Consider the following 20,880-nt stretch of genomic DNA (forward strand, 5'->3'; position numbering starts at 1 on the left):
CGCCCTTCCAACACTCAGGTCCAAAGCTGTCTAACGTCAGCACCTACCGGACAGATTTAGGTGTTTGAGGAACGGAGGATTTCTGGTTCATCGAAGCCATAATGGAGCGAAGATGAACAAGAGATCCGGAACATCCAAGGATGCTGCTGACAAGCTTGTTAGGGGTATCAAGCGTAAGACCCGCAAGCACTACTCGGCGGAGGAGAAGATCCGCATCGTGCTTGCCGGGATGCGGGGCGAAGAAAGCATAGCGGCCCTGTGCCGTCGTGAAGGGATCGCTGAGAGCCTTTATTACAGCTGGTCGAAGGAGTTTCTTGAGGCTGGGAAGAACCGGCTGGCGGGTGACACAGCCCGTCAGGCGACAGCTCCCGAGGTCAAGGAACTGCGCTCTGAGGCAGCCGCGCTGAAAGAAGTGGTCGCGGAGCTGACACTGGAGAACAGGCTGCTCAAAAAAAGCACGTTCGGGGATGGGGAGGACGACGCATGAGATACCCAGCCTCGGAGAAGCTCGAGATCATTCGGACAGTCGAAGCCTCGCATTTGCCGGTCAGGCGGACCCTGACCATGCTCGGCATTCCCAGCAGCACCTATTACCAGTGGTATGCGCGGTGGGCCGATGGCGGCGTTGACGCTTTGCGTGACACGTCCCCGCGGCCTCGGGCGGTGTGGAACCGCATCCCGGACGAGATCCGCGACGCCTTCGTTGAGTTCGCGCTGGATCATGAGGATCTGACGCCACGGGAATTGGCGGTCAAATACACCGATGAGAAACGGTATTTTGTATCTGAGTCCTCGGCATACCGCATTCTCAAGGCCCAGGACCTGATCACGGCTCCGGCCCATGTGGTGATCCGTGCCGCCGATGAGTTCCGGGACAAGACAACTCGGCCCAACGAACTCTGGCAAACCGACTTCACCTATCTCAAGGTCATCGGTTGGGGCTGGTTCTATCTCAGCACGATCCTCGACGATTACAGCCGCTACATCATCGCGTGGAAGCTCTGCACGACAATGAAGGCCGTGGATGTGACGGACACGCTGGATCTGGCGCTGGAGGCCTCGGGCTGTGCTCATGCGACAGTCGTTCACAAGCCCCGGCTGCTCAGCGACAACGGCTCGTCCTACGTTGCGGCCGACCTGACCGACTACCTCGATACCAAAGGTATGGATCACGTCCGCGGAGCGCCGCACCACCCACAGACCCAGGGCAAGATCGAACGCTGGCACCAGACCATGAAGAACCGGGTTCTGCTGGAGAACTACTATCTGCCGGGGGATCTTGAACGCCAGATCGGCGACTTCGTCGGATACTACAACACTCGGCGATACCACGAGAGCTTGGATAACCTGACGCCGGCTGACGTCTACCACGGTCGGGGTCGGACGATCCTGAAAATGAGAGAGGAGATCAAGAAACAGACAATCCGAAAGCGCCGGTTGCAGCACAAAGCCGCGGTCGCCTAAACTCAAACAGAAACCGAACCAGAGCCTCCGTTACCAAAACAAACGACTTGTCCGAAAAACTCTGAAGACGGACATGCCAGTCAGTCTGAACCGCGATACGACCGCTTGTTGCGCCGAGCAAACAAACTCCGCATCGCGCTGGGCGGGGAACCCGGAACAGCGCACTTGATAGCGCCAAAACCCAAAGGCATGTGGCAACGGACGTATCAGCGCAAACGTTGGGAAATTCAGTGGTGCGAGGATCAAGCGGACCAACTTTTTATCAGGAAGTTTCGCCACTTGCTCAGCGAAGACGAAATTAAAATGTATTTCGACGTCTGATTACCGAACAGACCACTCGTCCTACAGTTGACGTCTGCGCAAACCCTGCTTCTATTGGGCGGGTGCGGAACGTCTAGGACCATCAATGACGCCTCAAGACTTTATCACCAAATGGCGCAATACCGAACTCAAGGAGCGCTCCGCATCTCAATCGCATTTCAATGACTTGTGCCGTTTGCTGGAACTGGACGACCCGACAACGGCTGACGGTAAGGGCGAATGGTTTACCTTCGAGAAAGGCGCATCCAAGACTAGTGGCGGTGAAGGCTGGGCCGACGTCTGGCGCAAGGATTGCTTCGCGTGGGAATATAAGGGCAAACGGGCCAATCTGGACAAGGCGTTTGACCAGCTTTTGCAGTATTCCATCGCACTAGAAAACCCGCCGCTTTTGATAGTGTCGGACATGGATGTAATACGTATCCATACAAACTGGACCAACACGGTACAGCAAACGCACACCCTGACATTGGAAGACCTCAAAGACGCCGCGAACCGCAGTAAGCTGCGGAATGCCTTTCTGAAACCTGAGGCTTTTAAGCCCACAAAGACCCGGCAATTGGTAACCGAACAAGCGGCGCAGAACTTTGCCAATCTTGCCCAACGTCTGCGGGAACGAGGTCATGACCCGCAAAAGGTGGCACATTTCGTAAACCGCCTCGTGTTCTGTATGTTCGCCGAGGACGTTGAGCTTCTGCCGAACAAGATGTTCGAAGAAATGATAAAGGCTGCGCGACCTGATCCCGCCAGCTTCGCAACACATGCGAAAACGTTGTTCACGGCGATGAAGGACGGCGGCCTAGTAGGGTTTACAAAGGTCGAGTGGTTTAACGGTGGTCTCTTTGACAACGACGATGTGTTGCCACTTGAATGGGAAGATTTAGACGACCTCATTCGTGCCGCGCATCTGGATTGGTCAGACATTGATCCATCCATCCTCGGCACGCTGTTCGAGCGCGGGCTTGACCCGGACAAACGGTCTCAGCTCGGCGCGCACTACACCGACCGCGACAAGATCATGCAAATCGTCAATCCGGTGGTGGTGGAGCCGCTGCTTGCCGAATGGACTGAGGTGAAAACCCAGATTAAAGCCGCGCTGAGCAAAGCGGAGAGCGCCAAGTCACGCTCTGCTAGGACCAGGGCCGAGAAAGAAGCCGAACGCCTCCATGCCACGTTTCTGGAGCGTCTGAGAGGCTTCCGAGTGCTCGACCCTGCGTGTGGGTCCGGCAACTTCCTGTACCTGTCCCTCTTGGCGCTGAAGGACATTGAACACCGCACTAATCTTGAAGCTGAGGCCATGGGCTTGCCGCGCGGATTCCCGACCATAGGGCCCGAAAGCGTGAAGGGGATCGAACTGAACTCTTATGCCGCCGAACTGGCGCGTGTGTCGGTATGGGTCGGCGAAATCCAGTGGATGCGCCGGAACGGTTTCAATGCGGCCCGAAACCCGATTCTCCGCCCGTTAGGCACCATCGAACACCGGGACGCCGTACTTGCAGCGGACGGGTCCAAAGCTGACTGGCCGGATGCTGACGTGGTGGTCGGAAATCCACCGTTCCTAGGAAACAAGCGAATGATGTCGGCGCTGGGAGAGAGCTATGTCACAGAACTTCGCAAAGCATGGAGAGAAGTGCCCGGGGGTGTCGACCTAGTCGCATACTGGTTCGCGAAGGCATGGGAGATGTTAGAGGAAGGGCGCTTGAGGCGAGCAGGTCTGGTTTCGACAAACTCAATACGCGCTGGGGCAAACCGCGAAGTCCTCAAACCCATGGTAGAGGGAGGGCAAATCTTTGATGCTTGGTCCGATGAGCCATGGACCGTCGATGGAGCTGCCGTTCGGGTTTCAATGATTTCCTTTGATAAGGACCAGTCTGTCAGGCCGCGCCTCAATGGAGTTGAAGTAGATCGAATCTCGTCGGACCTCTCAGAATTGGGGCCTGCGAACATGGACCTGACGAATGCCGAGGTTCTGACGCGGAATGCATCGAAGGCTTTCATCGGCGATCAGAAAAGCGGTCCATTCGAGGTCAGCCGAGAATTGGCGTTAAAATTGCTTGCGCGCCCCCAGAATCCCAATGGGCGAACAAATGGAGATGTGGTTCGACCTTGGCTTAACGGTATGGACGTAACCCGACGACCGAGCGGCAAATGGATCATCGATTTTGGACCAAATATGCCCATGAGTGACGCCGCTCTATATGAAGAGCCGTTCCAGATCGTGCAGGCACTGGTGAAGCCTAAGCGTGACGGATTACGGCGAGACAATCACCGAGAGTACTGGTGGATTCATGGCGAGGCACGTCCGGGAATGCGGCGCGCTCTGAAGGGCTTATTCCGTTTTGTTGTTACACCCCGAGTTGCAAAGCACCGGTTCTTTGTATGGGCGGACAAGAGCGCTTTGGCAGATAGCAGGCTGGTCGTGATCGCTGCAGAAGACGATGCGACGTTTGGTGTCCTTAGTTCAAAGCTTCATGAGCTTTGGTCTTTAGCGACGTGCTCTTGGCATGGTGTTGGCAATGATCCTACGTACAATGCGAAAAGCTGCTTCGAGACATTTCCGTTCCCGGTCGGCATGACGCCAGACATTCCCGCATCCGATTGCGTAGGCGACCCGCGCGCCCAGAAAATCGCCGAAGCCGCCGCAGAGCTTAACCGCCTTCGCGAAAATTGGTTGAATCCGCCTGACCTCGTGGACCGGGTTCCCGAAGTGGTCGAAGGCTACCCTGACCGGCTGATACCAAAAGACGACAAGGCCGCGAAGGAACTCAAGAAGCGCACCCTGACCAACCTCTACAACGTCCGCCCCGCATGGCTTGACCACGCCTGCAAGGCTTTGGACGAAGCGGTGGCCGAAGCCTACGGCTGGGGCGACGACTGGCGCTCAGGTGCGCTGACAGAAGATGAAATCCTAGCCCGTTTGTTCAAGCTCAACCAAGAGCGGGCTACGGAAAATCTGAAGTAAAGTGAGGGCACCCTGCTATGTCGTTTTTTGCGTGCACTAGGAGAAATTTGGATAGGCTCTCTCCGGGCTTTTCTGAACTAACGCCAACTGAAAAAAAGCGCATTAATGAGTTCGCACATACCTGGCAGTTGTTTGAGGGTAGGGTTTTTGAGTTTGAAGCTACGGGAGCCAAGTTGCTTCACAATAATTGGTTTGGCCAACAGGCTGAAGTGATATGTACACATATTTCTGGCCAAACTCAGTTCTTTATCCAAAGGTATAGATTGGCTCCCGATGCTGACTATCGGCTCAATAATCTACTAACACACCGAGGAGAAAACCTTCGTGAATGCATAACTCATGCGCTGCAACCAAACGCATGTTCGGAGCAGATTGTAAGGGGCGTCGGTGCGATTTGTTTTCGACTGCGCAATAACCTTTTTCACGGCATGAAGGCTGAGTATGCATTCATTGGGCAGGAACAGAACTTCGCGCACGGAATTCGCTTCCTTAACACTTGTATCGACGTGCTTGTTGACGCTTAGAAAATTGAACTCGAAAGCATTAAGGTAAAGGGAAGCTTCAATGTCTCATCTCACTGTTTGGGGCGTCCACATGGGCAAGCATGTTGGCGACCGCCCTATAGAAGGTGGCTATGTCGCTATTGGTTGGCCCGCTATTGGCGACCTGACCAAAATTGCTCCTGACCGCGAAGCTTTCAAAGCGGCGTTGGTAGCAGCCTACCCAGACAAAAAAGCAGGTGCTGTTCCGGTTGATGCTGGGTCCATGTTCAAGTTTCTGCATAAAATCCACGCGGGTGATATCGTCGTGTATCCATCAAAAGCTGACCGCATGGTGAATATTGGGCGCTTCACGGGTGAGGCCGCTTACATCGAAGGCGACCCCGACGGATACCCAACACGGCAAAAGGTCCAATGGCTGGGACACTTTCCGCGCGACGAATTCAGCCAAGCCGCGCTGCATGAAATCGGTTCGTTCCTGACCATGTTCCGCATTCGCCGCTATGACAGTGAGTTCTTGGCAAAGATCAATCTCTCTACACCGGCAAACCGCAAATCAGTGTCGAAAACGCATGAGGAACAACAAGACGAAATCGAAGACGACGACACAGCGACCGTATCCGCCGCTATCCAAGCTGAGGCCAGCACCAGCGATTTCATCATCAAGCGGTTGATGACTGAACTGACGGGACATCAATTTGAGGAATTAATTGCACACCTATTGGAATGCATGGGCTACACAGCCCGCGTTACCCCGAAGTCAGGCGACGGAGGCGTAGATGTTATCGCGCACACGGACCCGCTAGGCTTTCAACCGCCCATAGTCAAAGTACAATGTAAGCGCACAACGGGACAGACACCCCGCCCCGATGTAGACCAGCTTCTGGGAACTCTAGGGGACGGAGAATATGGCCTGTTTGTCAATCTCGGCTCATTCGCCAGAGGCGCGGTCGAACTGGAGCGCAATCGCGCCAAGCTGCGATTGATTAACGGTGAACAGTTTGTGGAGCTGGTTTTCGAGCACTACGCGAAATTGTCCCCTCGTTACCGTGCTTTGATTCCGCTGAAACAGATTTTCGTCCCAGACCTTCAGCAAGACTAAAGTTGGCATGACATGACACCTCTGGTTCTGCGCGCCCACATCAAGCCTTTGCCCGAGTATTTACCCCGAACCAAAGCACTGGAAAGCGCGTTGCGTGAAGGCGTTGGCTTTAACCGGGCCTGGTATCGTTCTCAGAAAGAGCATTGGCTAGGATGGTTGGCCGAATACCATGGCCCAGGCGCGTATGACCGCTCTGAGGTCAAACGGGATGCGCGGTTTGTCTACAATCACATTCAATGCGCACCGATGCTGTTTTGGCTATCCGAGGCCATAGAGATGCCAAGCAATATTCTAGACACGACCTTCAAAGCTGTTGTCGTGGCACCAAACCGAGGCGCGCAACGATGCGCCGCACTACGTGAATATCTTCCTTGGGACCAAATCGCGGATCGTTTCACTACAAGACGCTATCCTTTACTCGCGCGGCTAAGGATCAAAGCAGCCCACGTGAAAAAACGAAATGGCGGATAGATTGGGGGGCGGTGTCGATAGGTTATTAATTAAATCTTTGATAATTAACAAAAAATATAAGTTAGCTGGCGGAGGCTCAGGGATTCGAACCCTGGGGACGCTTTCACGCCCGCCGGTTTTCAAGACCGGTGCATTCGACCACTCTGCCAAACCTCCGCGTCCGGTGTTGTTACTGTGGCTTTCGCGATTCTGAAAGCCGTGAAGTTCAGGGGAAATTCGCCGAATCGGCTTTGTAGACTTTTCAGAACGGTCCAGAGCGGTTATCCTGTTGTCAATCGCAGGTTGCTGCGAGCTCGAGCAAACGTCGGATAACCGGCACCCGCACCCAAAACGGTGCATGACAGGCAAGGGACGAAACATGACATTTCAAAGGACGGGCAAAGGTGCGCGTGTGCGCCTGATCACCGCCTCCAGCGTGATCTCGCTGGTGCTGAGCGGTTGCACCGAGGGCGGAGAATTCGGCCTTTTCAAATCGCAAGCCAACGAAGCCGAAGAGGTGACCTCTGCGGACAACTCGGTCAAGCTGATCGAGCGGGACGTGGAAGCGCCCGACGTGTTCCAGGTGACCGACAAGGGCCTGTGGGACGGGCGTCCGTCGCTGGGCGGCGTGTGGGTCGCGCATCCGGATGTGCAGGAGCCCGAGCGCGTGATCATCCGCAACACCAAGAACGGCAAGTTCGTCATTGGCGCGCTGTTCCGTCGTGAACGCAGCAATCCGGGGCCGGTCCTTCAGGTCTCGTCCGATGCCGCCGACGCTCTGGGCATGCTGGCCGGTGCACCGTCGCAATTGAACGTGACGGCCCTGCGTCGCGAGTCCGCGCCGGACCCCGAGGCGCTGGCCGCCGCCGAGACCGAGGGCGAAGAGGGTGCGCTGGCCCCCGCCGCGGTCGAACAGACCACGCTGGACCCGCTGGCCGGAGCCGCCGCGGCGATCGAGAACGCCGAGACCGCCGAGCCGGTCAGACCGGCAACCCAGACGGCCGGCGCCACGGCCGCCGTTGCCACCGAACCGGCGCCGGAACCGACCCAAGCGGCGGCGGCGCCGGTGCGTTCGGGTTCGTCTCTGTCGAAGCCGTACTTGCAGATCGGCATCTTCTCGGTCGAGCAGAATGCGCGGAATACCGCCACCGCCATGCGGCAGGAGGGCATGGTTCCGACCGTTAAAAAACAAAGCTCGCAGGGCAAGACCTTTTGGCGCGTGGTCGTGGGACCTGCCCAGACCAAGTCTGAGCAAAGTGTCCTGTTGAAAAAGGTCAAAGAGGTTGGTTTTGATGACGCGTACGCTGTAACCAACTGAACCGGACCCTGACCATGACCATACTTGCACGTTTCCTTGCCGCCTGTGTCGCGGTGATTGCGCTCTCCTTGCCGGCGCAGGCGTTCGACACCAGCGCCAAGGCCGCGTATGTCAAGGATCTGGGCACCGGCACCGTACTGCTCAGCCGAAATGCCGACGAGCCGCTGCCGCCGGCGTCGATGTCGAAACTGATGACGCTGTACGTGGCGTTCGAGGCCATACGCGACGGGCGGCTTTCCCTGCAGGAAAAGCTTCCGGTATCGCAGCACGCCATGAGCTATGGCGGCTCGACCATGTTCCTGGACACCACCGACCGGGTGAGCGTCGAGGATCTGCTGCGCGGGATCATCGTTCTTTCGGGCAACGACGCCTGCGCGGTGATTGCCGAGGCGTTGAGCCCGGATGGCACCGAGGCCGGGTTCGCCCGCTTCATGACCCAACGGGCGCAGGACATGGGCATGACCAACTCGACCTTCGCCAATTCCAACGGCTGGCCCGCCGCGGGCCATCGGATGAGCATGCGCGACCTTGGGATCTTGGCCGAGCGCCTGATCAAGGACTTTCCGAACTTCTACCCGATGTTTGCCGAGACCGAGTACGAGTTCGACGGTCGCGCGCCGCAAAACACGCAGAACCGTAACCCCCTGCTGAAGCTGGGGATCGGGGCGGACGGCCTGAAGACCGGGCATACCGAGGCGGCGGGCTATGGGCTGACCGGATCGGCCGAACAGGGTGGGCGCCGGGTGGTGTTCGTTCTGTCGGGACTGGACACTGCGGCCCAAAGAGCACAAGAGGCGGAAGCCCTTGTGAATTGGTCCTTTCGTCAATTTGCCGAAAAAGAGATCGTCAAGGCCGGCAAAGAAGTCTCGCGCGCCGAAGTCTGGATGGGAAGCGCGTCAACCGTAGGGCTGACTCCCGCAGAGGACCTTACGACACTGGTGCCGGTTCTGGGGTCGGACAACATGACCGCCGAGGTGGTCTATGAAGGCCCGCTGAGCGCGCCCATCTCGCAGGGTGACGAACTGGCCCAGCTGGTCTTTACGCCCGAAGGCCTGCCGGAGATGCGCGTGCCACTGGTCGCCTCCGAAAGCGTTGCCGTGGGCGGCTTTGCCGTGCGGCTGAAGACGGTCGCGGGTGTGCTCTTGAAACGTCTGCAACAGGGGCCCGAGGGCGCGCTTTGAGCGGTCAGGGCCGTTTCGTCACTTTTGAAGGCATAGACGGGTCGGGCAAGTCCACGCAGGCCCGTCTGCTGGCCGAGCATTTGCAGGGCACGGGGCACGAGGTCATTCTGACACGCGAGCCGGGCGGCAGCGAAGGCGCCGAGGAAATCCGCAAGCTGGTGCTGGAAGGCGATGCCGACCGCTGGTCGGCCGAGACCGAATTGCTGCTGTTCACCGCTGCTCGGCGGGATCATCTGGAACGGCTGATCGAGCCTGCGCTGGCGGCCGGGAAAGTGGTGATTTGCGACCGTTTCGCCGACAGCACACGTATGTACCAGGGGCTGAGCCGGGGGGATTTGCGCCACAAGGTCGATGCGTTGCACACTCTGATGATCGGGCGCGAGCCGGACCTGACGATCCTGATCGACATGGACCCGGGCACCGGGCTGGAACGGGCCCTATCGCGCGGCGGCAGCGAAGAGCGGTTCGAGAGCTTCGGCGCCAGCCTGCAGGCGCAGATGCGGCAGGGATTCCTGGATCTGGCCGAGGAGTTCATTGACCGGTTCGTGGTGATCGACGGCAATCGCGGGATCGAAGCGATTGCGGCGGATGTACGGGCTGCGGTAGAACCGCGCCTGACATGATGGACCGTGACATTCCGTTTCCCGACCGCGTCGAAGGCGCGCCGCACCCGCGCGAGACAGCCCGCCTTTTCGGGCAGGACGCTGCACAGGGGGCGTTTTTGCAGGCGTTCAACGCGGGACGGCTGCATCACGGCTGGCTGATCCACGGGCCCCGTGGGGTGGGCAAGGCGACGCTGGCGTGGCGGATCGCGCGGTTCCTGCTGGCGACGCCGGACCCTGACGCGGATGGCGGCGGGTTGTTCGGCGATGCGCTGCCCGCGCCCCACAGCCTTGAGATTACCGAGGATCACCCGGTCACGCGGCGCGTGCTGGCGGGGTCCGAGCCGGGGCTGCATCTGGTGCGGCGGGGCGGGCAGGGCACCAGCGACAGCGACCGGCAGAAGAATTTCGAAGAGGGCAAATTCTCGCGCGAGATCCGGGTGGACGAGGTGCGCGAGCTGGCCGACTTCGTCAACCTGAGCGCGGTGGATGGCGGACGGCGTGTGGTCATCATCGATGCCGCGGATGAGATGAACACGTCCGCCGCGAACGCGCTTCTGAAGATGCTGGAAGAGCCGCCGGTGCGCACGACGCTGCTGCTTGTGGCGCATCAGCCCGCGCGGCTGTTGCCGACGATCCGTTCGCGCTGCCGCGAATTGCGGCTGGAGCGGCTGAGCCCCGACAATGTGATCGCCGCGCTGGATCAGGCGGGGGTCGACCCCGGCGGCCAGGCGCCGGGGCTGGCGGAACTGTCGGGCGGTTCAGCGGGAGAGGCGGTCCGGCTCTACAACCTCGACGGCCTGAAGATCTATGCCGAGATCGTTGGACTTGTCGCCAGCCTGCCGATGCTGGACCGTCCGCGCGCGATCAAGCTGGCCGAAGCGGCGGCACAGCGCGGGGCGGAGGAAAAGCTGGATCTGCTTTTGACGCTGGTGGACATGTTCCTGGCCCGCGTCGCACGGGCCGGGGCCACCGGGATCCTGCCGCCCGAGGCCGTCACGGGCGAGGCCGAGGTCATCGGCAAGCTGGCGGGCAATCCTGTACAGGCGCGGGCCTGGGCCGATTGCGCGCAGGAGGTGGGTGCGCGAGCGCGTCACGGGCGGGCGGTCAACCTTGACCCTGCCGCCTTGGTGCTTGATACGGTGTTCAAGTTGCAGCAGACCGCTACATCCCTCTGAACACCGTCAATTCCAAGGCCCCATGACCGACCAAGTCCAGATTACAGACAGCCACTGCCATCTTGATTTCGAGACCTTCGACGACGAACGCGGCGACGTGATCGCCCGCGCGGTCGAGGCCGGGGTGACGCGGATGGTCAGCATCTGCACCAAGCTGCGTCTGGAGCCGCAGGTGCGGGCGATTGTCGAGGCGCATGACGAGGTTTTCTATGCCGCCGGGACGCACCCGATGAGCGTGGCGGACGAGCCTATGGCGCGTGTGGACGAGCTGGTGGACTTGGCCAGGCACCCCAAATTCGTCGGCATTGGCGAGACCGGGTTGGACTATCACTACACCGCCGAGAGCGCCGATGCGCAGCAGGAGAGCCTGCGCCTGCATATCGAGGCAGCGCGCCAGACCGGGCTGCCGCTGATCATCCACGCGCGGGATGCGGACGAGGACATGGCGCGGATCCTGACAGAAGAGCACAAGGCGGGCGAATACAGCTGCGTGATGCATTGCTTTTCGTCCGGTGCGGCGCTGGGCAAGGCGGCGCTCGACCTCGGGTTCTATCTGTCGATGTCGGGCATCTCGGCGTTTCCGAAAAGCCAGGAATTGCGGGACATTTTCGCGACCGCCCCCGTGGAGCGCATCCTTGTGGAGACCGACGCACCGTACCTCGCGCCGCCGCCCTATCGCGGCAAGCGAAACGAGCCGGCTTACACGGTGCATACGGCCAAGGTGGGGGCCGAGGTGTTTGGCATGGATTGGCCAGACTTTGCGGCGCAGACGCAGGCCAATTTCGACCGGCTGTTCTGGAAAGCCGCCCAGTGGAAAGCCGCTGCCTGATGGGGGAAACGCGGTTCACAATCCTTGGCTGCGGGTCGTCGGGCGGCGTGCCGCGGTTGGGCGGTCATTGGGGCGATTGCGACCCGGAGAACCCAAGGAACTACCGCCGCCGCTGTTCGATGCTGATCGAGCGCGAAGGCGAGGCCGGCACGACACGCGTGCTGATCGACACCTCTCCCGACCTGCGCGCGCAGCTTCTGGACGCAGGTGTCGGCACGCTCGATGCCGTGGTCTACACTCATAGCCACGCCGACCATGTGCACGGGCTGGACGATCTGCGCATGATCGTCTTCAACATGCGCCAGCGCCTGCCGGTCTGGGCCGATGGCGACACGCAGAACGCGCTTTATTCGCGGTTCGGCTATGCCTTCACGCAGCCCGAGGACAGCCCCTATCCGCCGATCCTGGATATGCACACGATCAAGGGTGACGTGGTGATCGAGGGGCAGGGCGGCCCCATCACTCTTCGTCCGTTCGAGGTCAACCATGGCTCGATCGAGGCGCTTGGGTTTCGGGTGGGCGATCTGGCTTATCTGCCGGACGTGGCGGCGATCCCCGACGAAAGCTGGGAAATGCTGGAAGGTTTGGATTGTTGGGTTCTCGACGCGCTGCGCCGCACGCCGCACCCGACGCATTCGCATCTGGAGCAGTCGTTGGCGTGGATCGAGCGTGCCGCGCCGCGCCGCGGGGTGCTGACCAACATGCATATCGACATGGATTACCAGACGCTTGTCGAGGAAACCCCCGATCATATCACCCCGGCCCATGACGGCATGGTGATAACCTACAGGAACTAGCCCGTTGCAAGCCCTACTGGACGTCATCCTGCCGGTTTTCATGGTGATCGGCTTTGGCTACGTGGCGGTCTGGCGTGGCTGGTTCAGCCAGAGCGGTGTCGACGGGCTGATGAAATTCACCCAAGGCTTTGCGCTGCCCTGTCTTTTGTTCGTGGCCATCGCGCGGCTGGATCTTGGCCAGCATTTCGAATGGCGCATGTTGCTGAGTTTCTATGCCGGTGCGCTGGCGGGCTTTTTCCTGGGCATGTTCGGGGCTCGGTTCCTGTTCGGACGCCCGTGGGAGGATTGCGTCCCGATCGGGTTTTGCTGCCTGTTTTCGAACTCGCTTCTGCTGGGACTGCCGCTGACCGAACGGGCCTACGGGGCCGACGCGCTGGAGGCCAACTATGCCATCATCGCGCTGCATTCGCCGATCTGTTACGGCGTCGGGATCACCGCGATGGAAATCGTCCGCGCCAAGGGCCGGACCGGCGCCGGCTTTGTGATGCGGGTGGCGAAGGCGATGTTCTCCAACTCCTTGATCCTTGGCATCCTACTGGGGCTGGCGGTGAACCTGAGCGGTTTGCCCCTGCCGGGCACGGTGAATGACGCGCTGGACCTGCTGGTGCGGTCGGCGCTGCCGGCGGCGCTGTTCGGATTGGGGGGCGTCCTGGCCAGCTATCGGCCCGAGGGCGATCTGCGGCTGGTGCTGTTTCTTTGCCTGATTGCGCTGGTGGTGCATCCGCTGATCACGCGCGGGCTGGGCCTTGCCTTTGCCCTGCCGGTCGAGGCGACACGCTCGGCGGTGCTGACGGCGGCGATGGCCCCGGGGATCAACGCCTATATTTTTGCCAGCATGTATGGTCGGGCGATGCGGGTGGCGGCGACGACAGTGCTGGTGGCGACTGCGCTTTCGGTGCTGACGGTGTGGCTGTGGCTGGCGCAACTGCCCTAGGGCCAGGCATGGCGGGACGTGCCGCGACGATGGCGGCATGTTAGGCTTTGACCGCGTGGGTGGTCTCATTGCATCCTGTCCGCGGCGGCGCGCTGGGGATCTGTGCCGTAGTAAAAGAACGGGACAGAATGCAGAACAAAGAGCTGGCAGATCTTCTAAGTCGCATGGCCGACGGCGACCGGACCGCCTTTGCCGCCTTCTACAAGGAATTGGAAAAGCCGGTTTTCCGGTTCATCGTCTCGAAAATGAACGATCCGCACGAGGCGGCCGACATACAGCATGACGTCTTCATGGACATCTGGCGCTCGGCAGGGCGCTTCGAGGGCCGGTCGACGGTGAAAACATGGGTATTCGGCATAGCCTACAGGAAAACGATGGATCATTTTCGCAAACACAAACGGGTCGACCTGACCGACGAGATCGACGAGCGCGTCGATGACAGCCCCGATGCGGCGACCTGCCTTGCCTCGGCACAGGAGGCGGAGCATCTGCGCTATTGCATGGACCAATTAAAGCCGCAGCACCGCTCGGCGGTGGAACTGGCGTTCTACCAGGACATGACCTATGGCGAGATCGCCACCGTGGCCGAGGTGCCCGAAGGCACGATCAAGACGCGGGTCTTCCACGCCAAAAAGCTGCTGCTGCATTGCCTGTCGGCGCGCATGAAGGAGGCCCGGTCATGAGCGATACCCCTGAACTTTCGCGTGACGAGATCGAGGCGCTGCTGGTCTTTCTGGCCAATGATACGCTGGAAGGCGAGGAGCGCGCCGCCGTCGAGGCCGCCGTGGCCGCCGACCCGCAGCTGGCCGGAGAGCTGGAGGCGCTGAAGGCCATGCGCAGCGAGATGCAGGCCGAAGACGTCGCTTCGCCCGGCGAGATGGGCCTTGCACGGCTGATGCGCGAGATCGACGCCGAGGCCGCGAGCCCGGTCGTGCCGCAGGCCGGTCTGCCAGAGGCGGCGAACCTGCCGACAGCGCCCGGCAGCTTCTGGAAAATCGCCGCGGTTGTCTTGTTCGGCCTGGTTGTGGCGCAAACCGCGTATATCGGGTATGATGGAGGCACTGATTTTGAACTGGCCGGTGGGGAAAGCCCTGTGGCAGGCGCGGAGTTCACGATCCGCGTGGCCTTTGCCGAGGATGCCGCGGAAGCGGATATCCGGGCGCTGCTGTTGGAGCAGGGGCTGGTGATTGTCGGCGGCCCGTCGGCGATCGGACTTTACACGTTGGCCGCCCCTGACGACGCGGCGCGCGCCGAGGCCGTAACGGCATTGATGGCGCGGGACGATATTGTTGAAAGCGCTGAATGACATGACTTTTTTCCGCTTCTTACTTGTCCTCGGAATATTGAGCTTGACGCTGGCGGCGACCCCGCAGGGCGCGCGTGCTGCGGTGGCGGTGGCCGCGCCCGGCTGCGCCGGAGCCTGCGGCCTTCCCGGCGTCGTCGAGGTCCAGCAAGGTACCGACGGACGCGGCGGAGCGTCGGGCATGGACCCGCGCACGAAGCCGCGTGGCGGGGTGCGCCGCGCGGCGCGGGACGAGGTGCAGGCCACTGACGGCTCGCCGGAATACGTGCTGCTGGTCAACCGTGGGCAGGCGGTGGCCGCGGCGCAGGCGCTGGTCAGCGCCGGGGCGACATTGCTGCGCGAACGCCCTCTGCCGCAATTCGGCCAGCAGATGTATTTCTTCGTCTTTCCGCGCACCTTGACCCTGGAACAGGGCCGGGCGCTGTTGGCGGGCCGTACGCCGTCGGCGGTGCTGGACCTGCACAAGATCTATTTTCGATCGGCGGGGCCGCGGGTCTATCATGCGATGATGGTGGGCGATGCGCCGGGTCAGAGTTGTCGCGTGGGGCGCAGCATCCGCGTGGGTGTGATTGACGGCGCGGTAAATGCAGGCCATCCGGCCTTTGGCGGGGTGCGGATCGTGCGGCAGAGCTTTCTGCGCGAGGGCGCGCGCCGCACCGGGGCCAGCCATGGCACTGCTGTGGCCGGGCTGATCGCCGGCTCCAGCGGGGCAGGGCCGCTGGCGGGCCTCGCTCCGGGGGTGCAGGTCTATGCCGCAGAGGCGTTCGGGCTGGAAAAAAGCAGTGATGGCGGTCGGTTGGAGGCTGTCGCGGCGGGGCTGGACTGGCTGGTCGGCAGCGGCGTACGGCTGGTCAACATGTCTTTTGCCGGGGCCAGTAACCAGGTGTTTGCCAAGTTGCTGGGGCTGGCGCAGAACAAGGGCGTGGTGATCGTGGCCGCGGCGGGCAATGACAGGTCCGGTGCGCCGGTCTATCCTGCGGCCTCGTCCAGCACCATCGCTGTGACGGCGGTGGATGCCGGCGGGCGGCTCTATGGCCGGGCCAACTACGGCAAGCATATCGAGTTCGCGGCCCCCGGCGTTGACCTTTACGTGGCCTGGGGCAACGGCGGAAGCTATCGCTCGGGCACGTCCTTTGCCGCGCCGGTGGTGACGGCGATCCTGGCGCGGCGGGCGTCGCGCGGGGGGCTGTCGCTCAATGGCGCACGGGCGTTCCTGCGCAGTTCGGCCAAGGATCTTGGGCCCGGCGGGCGTGACACCCATTACGGCTATGGCCTGGTTCAGTCGGGCGGTTGCTGAGCCTGGCCCCCGAGATTTCCCGCACGATCAGACCAAGAAGCGGTTAAGCATGCCTTAAGACGGCGGTACGCAGCCCTGCTACGCGGCGCTCAGTCGGTCTTGACAGGCGCGCCGCCGGCGAAGGAATTGCCATTCACGTAATCGCAGGGCGCGTCCTGCATTTGCAGGTGCAGACCGTCGCCCGTGAAGGGATGCGCGCGGGCGAGATTCTCGTCCACCTCGATCCCGAGGCCGGGGGTTTCGGGTGGGATGATGAAGCCGTCCTCGATCTGAATGGTGTTCTTGATCAAGCGGTTATGGAACTCCGTCTCGATGGTTTCGGCCATCAGGATATTGGGGATCGAGGCCGCGAGATGGATGTTCGCCGCCCATTCCACCGGCCCGGCATAAAGGTGCGGGGCCATTTGCGCGTTGTAGACCTCGGCCATGGCGGCGATCTTCTTGACCTCCCAGATGCCGCCCGCGCGGCCCAGGGCCGGTTGCAGGATCGACGCCGCGCCGGAGCGCAGGACAGGGGCGAATTCGGCCTTGGTGGTCAGGCGCTCGCCGGTGGCGACGGGGATCGAAGTGGCCGCGGCCACCTTGGCCATTTCCCCAACGTTATCAGGGGGAACCGGCTCTTCGTACCAGAGCGGATCGTAGGGCTCGATAGCCTTTGCGAGACGGATGGCGCCCGCTGTGGTGAACTGGCCGTGCGTGCCGAAGAGAAGGTCGGCGCGGTCGCCCACGGCCTCGCGGATGGCTTTGCAGAAGGCGGCCGAGAGCGAGGTGTCGGTGCCGGCGGGCATGTGGCCGCCGCGCATGGTGTAGGGGCCGGCGGGGTCGAATTTTGCCGCGGTATATCCACGGCTTAGCAGGTCGAGCGCGGACTCGGCGGCCATGTCGGGCGAGGTCCAGAACGGGGTGATGTCGTGCTGCGGCAGGGGGTAGAGATAGGTATAGGCGCGGATGCGGTCATTCATGCGCCCGCCCAAGAGCGCCCAGACCGGGCGTTCGCGGGCCTTGCCGAGGATGTCCCAGCAGGCGATTTCCAGACCGGAAAAGGCGCCCATGACGGTCAGATCGGGGCGCTGCGTGAAGCCCGAGGAATAGGCGCGGCGGAACATGAACTCAATGTTTTCAGGGCTTTGGCCTTGCATGTGCCGGGTGAACACGTCGGTGATGACGGCGGTCATCGCGTCGGGGCCGACGCTGCTGGCATAGCATTCGCCCCAGCCGGTGATGCCGTTATCCGTGGTCAGTTTCACCAGGATCCAGTACTGCCCGCCCCAGCCCGGTGCGGGGGGTGCGGTGACGAGGATGTCGAGGTCCTTGAGTTTCATGAAGGTCTCCCTGCTGTCGGTGTGCACGGTGGCCCGGGATGCGCGACGGGGCAAGCCGGAAATCGTGGCGATTCGGGGCAAAGGGTTAACGGCGGTGAACCCCCGAAATCCGCGTCGGTATCGCGTCGGTATCTGGGTGGTATCGCGACGGTGCGCGTCTCGCGGACCGAATGCTTAACGGATCGCGCGACGCTCGTTGGAAAACGCCGCACCCGGCGGCGCCCTAGCGCAGCATGATGACGTTGCGCCGGGCGTTGCCGGACTTGGTGTCGGCGATGGCGTCGTTGATCTGGTCGAGGGTCCAGCGGTTGGAGATGAGTTCGTCCAGTTTCAACCGGCCCTGGCCGTAGAGGTCGATCATCCAGGGGATGTCGCGGCGGATCACCACGTCGCCCATTTTCGAGCCAACCATGGATTGACCGGCAGCGGCGAAATTCGCGGCCTCGTAGGTCGATTCCGACCCCGAGGCGGGCATGCCGACCATGATGACCTTGCCGCCACCTGCGATATAGCGGGGGGCCTCGTCATAGGCGCGGGCGGCGCCCACGGTGACCAGGACCGCGTCGGCGCCACGACCCATGGCCTGTTTCGCGGCGCGCCAGGGTTTGTCCTGGGAGGCCAGAACGCCGTCAGTGGCGCCGAAAGCCTTGGCGTCGGCGAGCTTGTCCTCGGTCATGTCGACGGCGACGATGCGGCGGGCGCCGGCGATGCGGGCGCCCTGGATGGCGTTGAGGCCGACGCCGCCCGCGCCGATCACCACCACGTCCTGCCCGGCGCGCAGCTGGGCCGCGTTGACCACCGCGCCGACGCCGGTGACGACGCCGCAGGCCAAGAGCGAGGCCGCGTCCATCGCCATGCCCTCGGGGATCTTCACGACCTGGCTGTGATGCACGACGACGTCGGTGGCGAAGGCGCCGCAGGCCATGGCCTGGTGCAGTCTGCCGCCATCCGCTGTGCTGAGCGCGCCGTGGTCGCCGTCGAACGGCGTTTCGCAGCCCGTGGGCCGGCCCGCGCCGCAGCTGGGACACTGCCCGCAGGCGCGGATCAGCGTAACCACCACCGGGTCGCCCACGGCAAGCCCGGTCACGCCGTCGCCGAGGGCCGAGATGCGGCCCGCGGCCTCGTGGCCATAGACCGCCGGCAGGGATCCGCCCCACGCGCCGTCGGCATAGGAAATGTCGGAATGGCAAATCGCCACGGTTTCCAGCGCGACCTCGACTTCGTTCTGTTCGGGGGCGCGCAGGCGCACGTCCTCAACCACGAGGGGGGTGCCGAATTTATGGCACACGGCGGCTTTGATGGTTTTCATGAACCCTCCCGTTCTTGCTGATCGCCAGCCTGATCGGTTTTTCCAAGCGGTTTCAAGGCCGATTACGGCCTGTCGCGACGTAATCGGCGACGATGTGGCGCTTGCGGGTGAGAAAGAGGATTAGGCCGAGCCCCACCAGAAGAAGCGCGGCGAGGAAGGGCGCACCGGGCAGGGTGAGGCGGGCGTCGGGGTGGGTGAAGGCGGCGAAGATGTTGGTCATCATCAAGGGCGAGATGATCATGGCCAGCGCGCCGACGGAGGTGAAGATGCCCTGAAGCTCGCCCTGCGCGTCGTTTGGCGTGCGGCGGGACATGATGGCTTGCAGCGCGGGCACGCACATCGCCGCCAGCGCCGAGACGGGCGTGAGGGCGAGGGCGAGCCAGCCATTCGAGATGACCCCCAGCACGGCGAAAGTGAGGATCGCAAAGCCGAGGGCCAGCACCACGGTCCCGGCCTCGCCCAGCCGCGAGATGGCCAGCCCGATCAGCCCCGCCTGCACGGCGAAGATCGAGATGCCGAAGATGCCGAGCGACAGGCCGATCATCGACGGGTCCCAGCCGAAGGCGGCAGTGGTGAAATAGGACCAGACGGCGGGGTAGACGTTGAACGCCAGTTGGTAGAGCAGCAGGACGACCAGCAGGCGCCCGAGGCCGGGCAGGGCGCGGATCTGTTTGAGGGCGCCGAAGGGATTGGCGCGGGCCCAGACAAAGGGGCGGGCGCGGTCGGGGGTGATGGTCTCGGGCAGGACCGCCCAGCCGAAGAGGAAGTTGGCGAAGGCCAGCGTGGCGGCGGCATAGAAGGGCGCGCGGGGGCCGAGATCACCCAGGAAACCGCCGATCACGGGGCCGAGCACGAAGCCCATGCCGAAGGCCGCCGACACCAGGCCAAAGCCCGCGCCGCGTTTTTCGGGCGGCGAGGTGTCGGCCATGAAGGCGGCCGCCGTGGATTGCGTGGCGGCCATCATGCCGCCCACGAGACGGCCCAGCACCAGGAGCCACATGGCGTGAGCCACGGCCATCACCAAGTAGTCGATTGCGAGGATCAGCAGAGAGCCCAGCAGGATCGGCCGTCGCCCGAAACGGTCGGAGAGGTTGCCGACCATGGGCCCGAAGAGGAACTGCATCACCGCGAACAGCGAGGTCAGCACGCCCCCCCAGACCGCCGCTGACGCCAGCGTGCCGCCGTCGATATCCATGATAAGCTCGGGCATCACGGGGATGATGATCCCGATGCCCATGGCGTCGATCACGACGGTGATCAGAATGAACGCTGTGGGCAGGCGCGACGACATACAGGCTCCGGCAGGGTGATCCAGAAGGTCACCTTATCCGCGAGGGCGCAGGCCGGAAAGAGACTTTGGCCGAAGCAGGGGAAGGACGGCGCAGGATGGACGTCCCGGAAACGATGGAGCGGTTGAGTACGGACCGCGCGGCGCTGTCCGAGGTCCTGGCGCGGTATGATCGCAAGCGGTTCCGGATCTTGTCGCTGGATGCAGCCAGCCAGTCCTTCGGGACGATCCTGCTGGGCTGGATGGAAAAGCCGGTGGCAGAGCCGTTGCCGGAGGTCGCGGCCCTGCTGTGGTACTGGTGCACCGCATTCGCAGAGGAATGGAACGGTTTGCAGGATGCGGCGGACCTGCATCCGAGACAGCTGGCGCAGATACAGGACTTGATGCAGGCGGACCTGGCAGACATGGACGCAAGGTCCGTGCCGCCCGGGATCGCACAGGGCATGGTGCAGGGGCGTATTCGCGCGATGCTGGAAGACGAGCGCGCGAAGAACCCGGGCGATGTGAGCTTGCGTGAGTGGGGCCGGCCCGGGGCTGGCGTTGCGTTCGACATGGGTCTGCTCGACCCGCCGTTCCGGGCGGCCTGGGTCTGGCAGGATGAGTGGAACAGCATGGTGGTGTTCTTCGAGACCGATTTCGCCTTTGGCTATGCCGAATGGTGGCTTGCGGTATGAGGGCCGGGCTGCGCGCGCCGCGGCCCCGTGATTGAAATATGTACGGATAACG

General features: G+C 62.2%; 18 protein-coding genes and 1 tRNA gene. 15 read left to right on the top strand and 4 right to left on the bottom strand.

Going from position 1 to position 20,880, the window contains the following annotated elements; all coding sequences use genetic code 11:
* The first annotated feature begins 112 nt into the window (after nucleotides 1–112).
* The 4 genes from FIU86_RS05965 (at nucleotide 113) to FIU86_RS05985 (ending at nucleotide 6,817) form a co-directional block, all read left to right on the top strand.
* Nucleotides 113–1,464, top strand: a protein-coding gene (locus tag FIU86_RS05965; protein WP_152474229.1) for an IS3 family transposase whose coding sequence is annotated in 2 segments (ribosomal slippage) — nucleotides 113–449 and nucleotides 449–1,464 — 1,353 coding nt in all. Because the reading frame shifts where the segments join, the coding sequence is not laid out codon by codon here.
* Nucleotides 1,465–1,870: 406 nt separating this feature from the next.
* Nucleotides 1,871–4,744 carry a DNA methyltransferase gene (locus FIU86_RS05975; protein ID WP_152474230.1) on the top strand — a complete coding sequence of 958 codons (2,874 nt, stop codon included), beginning with the start codon at nucleotides 1,871–1,873 and terminating at the stop codon, nucleotides 4,742–4,744.
* Between the two features lie 564 nt (nucleotides 4,745–5,308).
* Nucleotides 5,309–6,346 carry a restriction endonuclease gene (locus FIU86_RS05980; protein WP_172977447.1) on the top strand — a complete coding sequence of 346 codons (1,038 nt, stop codon included), beginning with the start codon at nucleotides 5,309–5,311 and terminating at the stop codon, nucleotides 6,344–6,346.
* A gap of 12 nt (nucleotides 6,347–6,358) precedes the next feature.
* On the top strand, nucleotides 6,359–6,817 hold the full coding sequence (locus FIU86_RS05985; RefSeq protein ID WP_216647205.1) for a hypothetical protein: 459 nt from the start codon (nucleotides 6,359–6,361) through the stop codon (nucleotides 6,815–6,817).
* A gap of 66 nt (nucleotides 6,818–6,883) precedes the next feature.
* Here the strand turns inward: FIU86_RS05985 and FIU86_RS05990 are convergent.
* Nucleotides 6,884–6,973: transfer RNA gene (locus FIU86_RS05990), tRNA-Ser, on the bottom strand.
* A gap of 202 nt (nucleotides 6,974–7,175) precedes the next feature.
* Between FIU86_RS05990 and FIU86_RS05995 the strand changes: the two genes are divergently transcribed.
* From FIU86_RS05995 to FIU86_RS06040, 10 genes are all read left to right on the top strand, one after another.
* Nucleotides 7,176–8,114 (top strand): SPOR domain-containing protein, encoded by a 939-nt coding sequence (locus tag FIU86_RS05995; protein WP_152474232.1) that lies wholly within the window; start codon nucleotides 7,176–7,178, stop codon nucleotides 8,112–8,114.
* Between the two features lie 14 nt (nucleotides 8,115–8,128).
* Nucleotides 8,129–9,295, top strand: coding sequence for a D-alanyl-D-alanine carboxypeptidase family protein (locus tag FIU86_RS06000; protein WP_152474234.1), 1,167 nt, complete (start codon nucleotides 8,129–8,131; stop codon nucleotides 9,293–9,295).
* Nucleotides 9,292–9,918, top strand: a complete 627-nt coding sequence (gene tmk / locus FIU86_RS06005) for a dTMP kinase (RefSeq protein ID WP_152474235.1) — start codon at nucleotides 9,292–9,294, stop codon at nucleotides 9,916–9,918. Before FIU86_RS06000 ends, tmk begins: the two co-directional genes overlap by 4 nt.
* On the top strand, nucleotides 9,918–11,075 hold the full coding sequence (locus FIU86_RS06010) for a DNA polymerase III subunit delta' (RefSeq protein ID WP_152476972.1): 1,158 nt from the start codon (nucleotides 9,918–9,920) through the stop codon (nucleotides 11,073–11,075). Before tmk ends, FIU86_RS06010 begins: the two co-directional genes overlap by 1 nt.
* Nucleotides 11,076–11,097: 22 nt before the next feature.
* Nucleotides 11,098–11,904, top strand: coding sequence for a TatD family hydrolase (locus FIU86_RS06015; RefSeq protein ID WP_152474237.1), 807 nt, complete (start codon nucleotides 11,098–11,100; stop codon nucleotides 11,902–11,904).
* A complete protein-coding gene (locus tag FIU86_RS06020) occupies nucleotides 11,904–12,701 on the top strand; it encodes an MBL fold metallo-hydrolase (protein WP_152476974.1) in 798 nt (265 codons plus the stop codon). Before FIU86_RS06015 ends, FIU86_RS06020 begins: the two co-directional genes overlap by 1 nt.
* A gap of 4 nt (nucleotides 12,702–12,705) precedes the next feature.
* Nucleotides 12,706–13,635, top strand: coding sequence for an AEC family transporter (locus tag FIU86_RS06025; RefSeq protein WP_152474239.1), 930 nt, complete (start codon nucleotides 12,706–12,708; stop codon nucleotides 13,633–13,635).
* A 128-nt stretch (nucleotides 13,636–13,763) separates the two neighbouring features.
* Nucleotides 13,764–14,318, top strand: a complete 555-nt coding sequence (locus FIU86_RS06030) for an RNA polymerase sigma factor (protein ID WP_152474241.1) — start codon at nucleotides 13,764–13,766, stop codon at nucleotides 14,316–14,318.
* Nucleotides 14,315–14,941: a hypothetical protein gene (locus FIU86_RS06035; protein WP_152474242.1), complete on the top strand. Its 627-nt coding sequence runs from the start codon at nucleotides 14,315–14,317 to the stop codon at nucleotides 14,939–14,941. Before FIU86_RS06030 ends, FIU86_RS06035 begins: the two co-directional genes overlap by 4 nt.
* Before the next feature lie 43 nt (nucleotides 14,942–14,984).
* On the top strand, nucleotides 14,985–16,235 hold the full coding sequence (locus FIU86_RS06040; protein WP_172977448.1) for a S8 family serine peptidase: 1,251 nt from the start codon (nucleotides 14,985–14,987) through the stop codon (nucleotides 16,233–16,235).
* Nucleotides 16,236–16,324: 89 nt separating this feature from the next.
* Here FIU86_RS06040 and FIU86_RS06045 read toward each other — a convergent pair whose 3' ends face one another.
* From FIU86_RS06045 to FIU86_RS06055, 3 genes are all read right to left on the bottom strand, one after another.
* Entirely contained in the window at nucleotides 16,325–17,557 is a 1,233-nt protein-coding gene (locus tag FIU86_RS06045) for a mandelate racemase/muconate lactonizing enzyme family protein (protein ID WP_152474245.1), read from the bottom strand.
* Between the two features lie 223 nt (nucleotides 17,558–17,780).
* Entirely contained in the window at nucleotides 17,781–18,866 is a 1,086-nt protein-coding gene (locus FIU86_RS06050) for a zinc-binding dehydrogenase (RefSeq protein ID WP_152474247.1), read from the bottom strand.
* A 52-nt stretch (nucleotides 18,867–18,918) separates the two neighbouring features.
* On the bottom strand, nucleotides 18,919–20,157 hold the full coding sequence (locus FIU86_RS06055; RefSeq protein WP_152474249.1) for a TCR/Tet family MFS transporter: 1,239 nt from the start codon (nucleotides 20,155–20,157) through the stop codon (nucleotides 18,919–18,921).
* Between the two features lie 95 nt (nucleotides 20,158–20,252).
* Here FIU86_RS06055 and FIU86_RS06060 point away from each other — a divergent pair, with 95 nt between their 5' ends.
* Nucleotides 20,253–20,828: a hypothetical protein gene (locus tag FIU86_RS06060; protein WP_152474251.1), complete on the top strand. Its 576-nt coding sequence runs from the start codon at nucleotides 20,253–20,255 to the stop codon at nucleotides 20,826–20,828.
* Nucleotides 20,829–20,880 lie beyond the last annotated feature (52 nt).

The sequence above is a fragment of the Roseovarius sp. THAF9 genome (genome assembly GCF_009363715.1).
Lineage (GTDB): Bacteria > Pseudomonadota > Alphaproteobacteria > Rhodobacterales > Rhodobacteraceae > Roseovarius.

What these genes read in the sequence shown, in the direction of transcription:
- FIU86_RS05975 (WP_152474230.1), top strand. Translation starts at nt 1,871, where the DNA reads ATGACGCCTCAAGACTTTATCACCAAATGGCGCAATACCGAACTCAAG.
- FIU86_RS05980 (WP_172977447.1), top strand. Translation starts at nt 5,309, where the DNA reads ATGTCTCATCTCACTGTTTGGGGCGTCCACATGGGCAAGCATGTTGGC.
- FIU86_RS05985 (WP_216647205.1), top strand. Translation starts at nt 6,359, where the DNA reads ATGACACCTCTGGTTCTGCGCGCCCACATCAAGCCTTTGCCCGAGTAT.
- FIU86_RS05995 (WP_152474232.1), top strand. Translation starts at nt 7,176, where the DNA reads ATGACATTTCAAAGGACGGGCAAAGGTGCGCGTGTGCGCCTGATCACC.
- FIU86_RS06000 (WP_152474234.1), top strand. Translation starts at nt 8,129, where the DNA reads ATGACCATACTTGCACGTTTCCTTGCCGCCTGTGTCGCGGTGATTGCG.
- FIU86_RS06010 (WP_152476972.1), top strand. Translation starts at nt 9,918, where the DNA reads ATGGACCGTGACATTCCGTTTCCCGACCGCGTCGAAGGCGCGCCGCAC.
- FIU86_RS06015 (WP_152474237.1), top strand. Translation starts at nt 11,098, where the DNA reads ATGACCGACCAAGTCCAGATTACAGACAGCCACTGCCATCTTGATTTC.
- FIU86_RS06020 (WP_152476974.1), top strand. Translation starts at nt 11,904, where the DNA reads ATGGGGGAAACGCGGTTCACAATCCTTGGCTGCGGGTCGTCGGGCGGC.
- FIU86_RS06030 (WP_152474241.1), top strand. Translation starts at nt 13,764, where the DNA reads ATGCAGAACAAAGAGCTGGCAGATCTTCTAAGTCGCATGGCCGACGGC.
- FIU86_RS06035 (WP_152474242.1), top strand. Translation starts at nt 14,315, where the DNA reads ATGAGCGATACCCCTGAACTTTCGCGTGACGAGATCGAGGCGCTGCTG.
- FIU86_RS06045 (WP_152474245.1), bottom strand. Translation starts at nt 17,557, where the DNA reads ATGAAACTCAAGGACCTCGACATCCTCGTCACCGCACCCCCCGCACCG.
- FIU86_RS06050 (WP_152474247.1), bottom strand. Translation starts at nt 18,866, where the DNA reads ATGAAAACCATCAAAGCCGCCGTGTGCCATAAATTCGGCACCCCCCTC.
- FIU86_RS06055 (WP_152474249.1), bottom strand. Translation starts at nt 20,157, where the DNA reads ATGTCGTCGCGCCTGCCCACAGCGTTCATTCTGATCACCGTCGTGATC.
- FIU86_RS06060 (WP_152474251.1), top strand. Translation starts at nt 20,253, where the DNA reads ATGGACGTCCCGGAAACGATGGAGCGGTTGAGTACGGACCGCGCGGCG.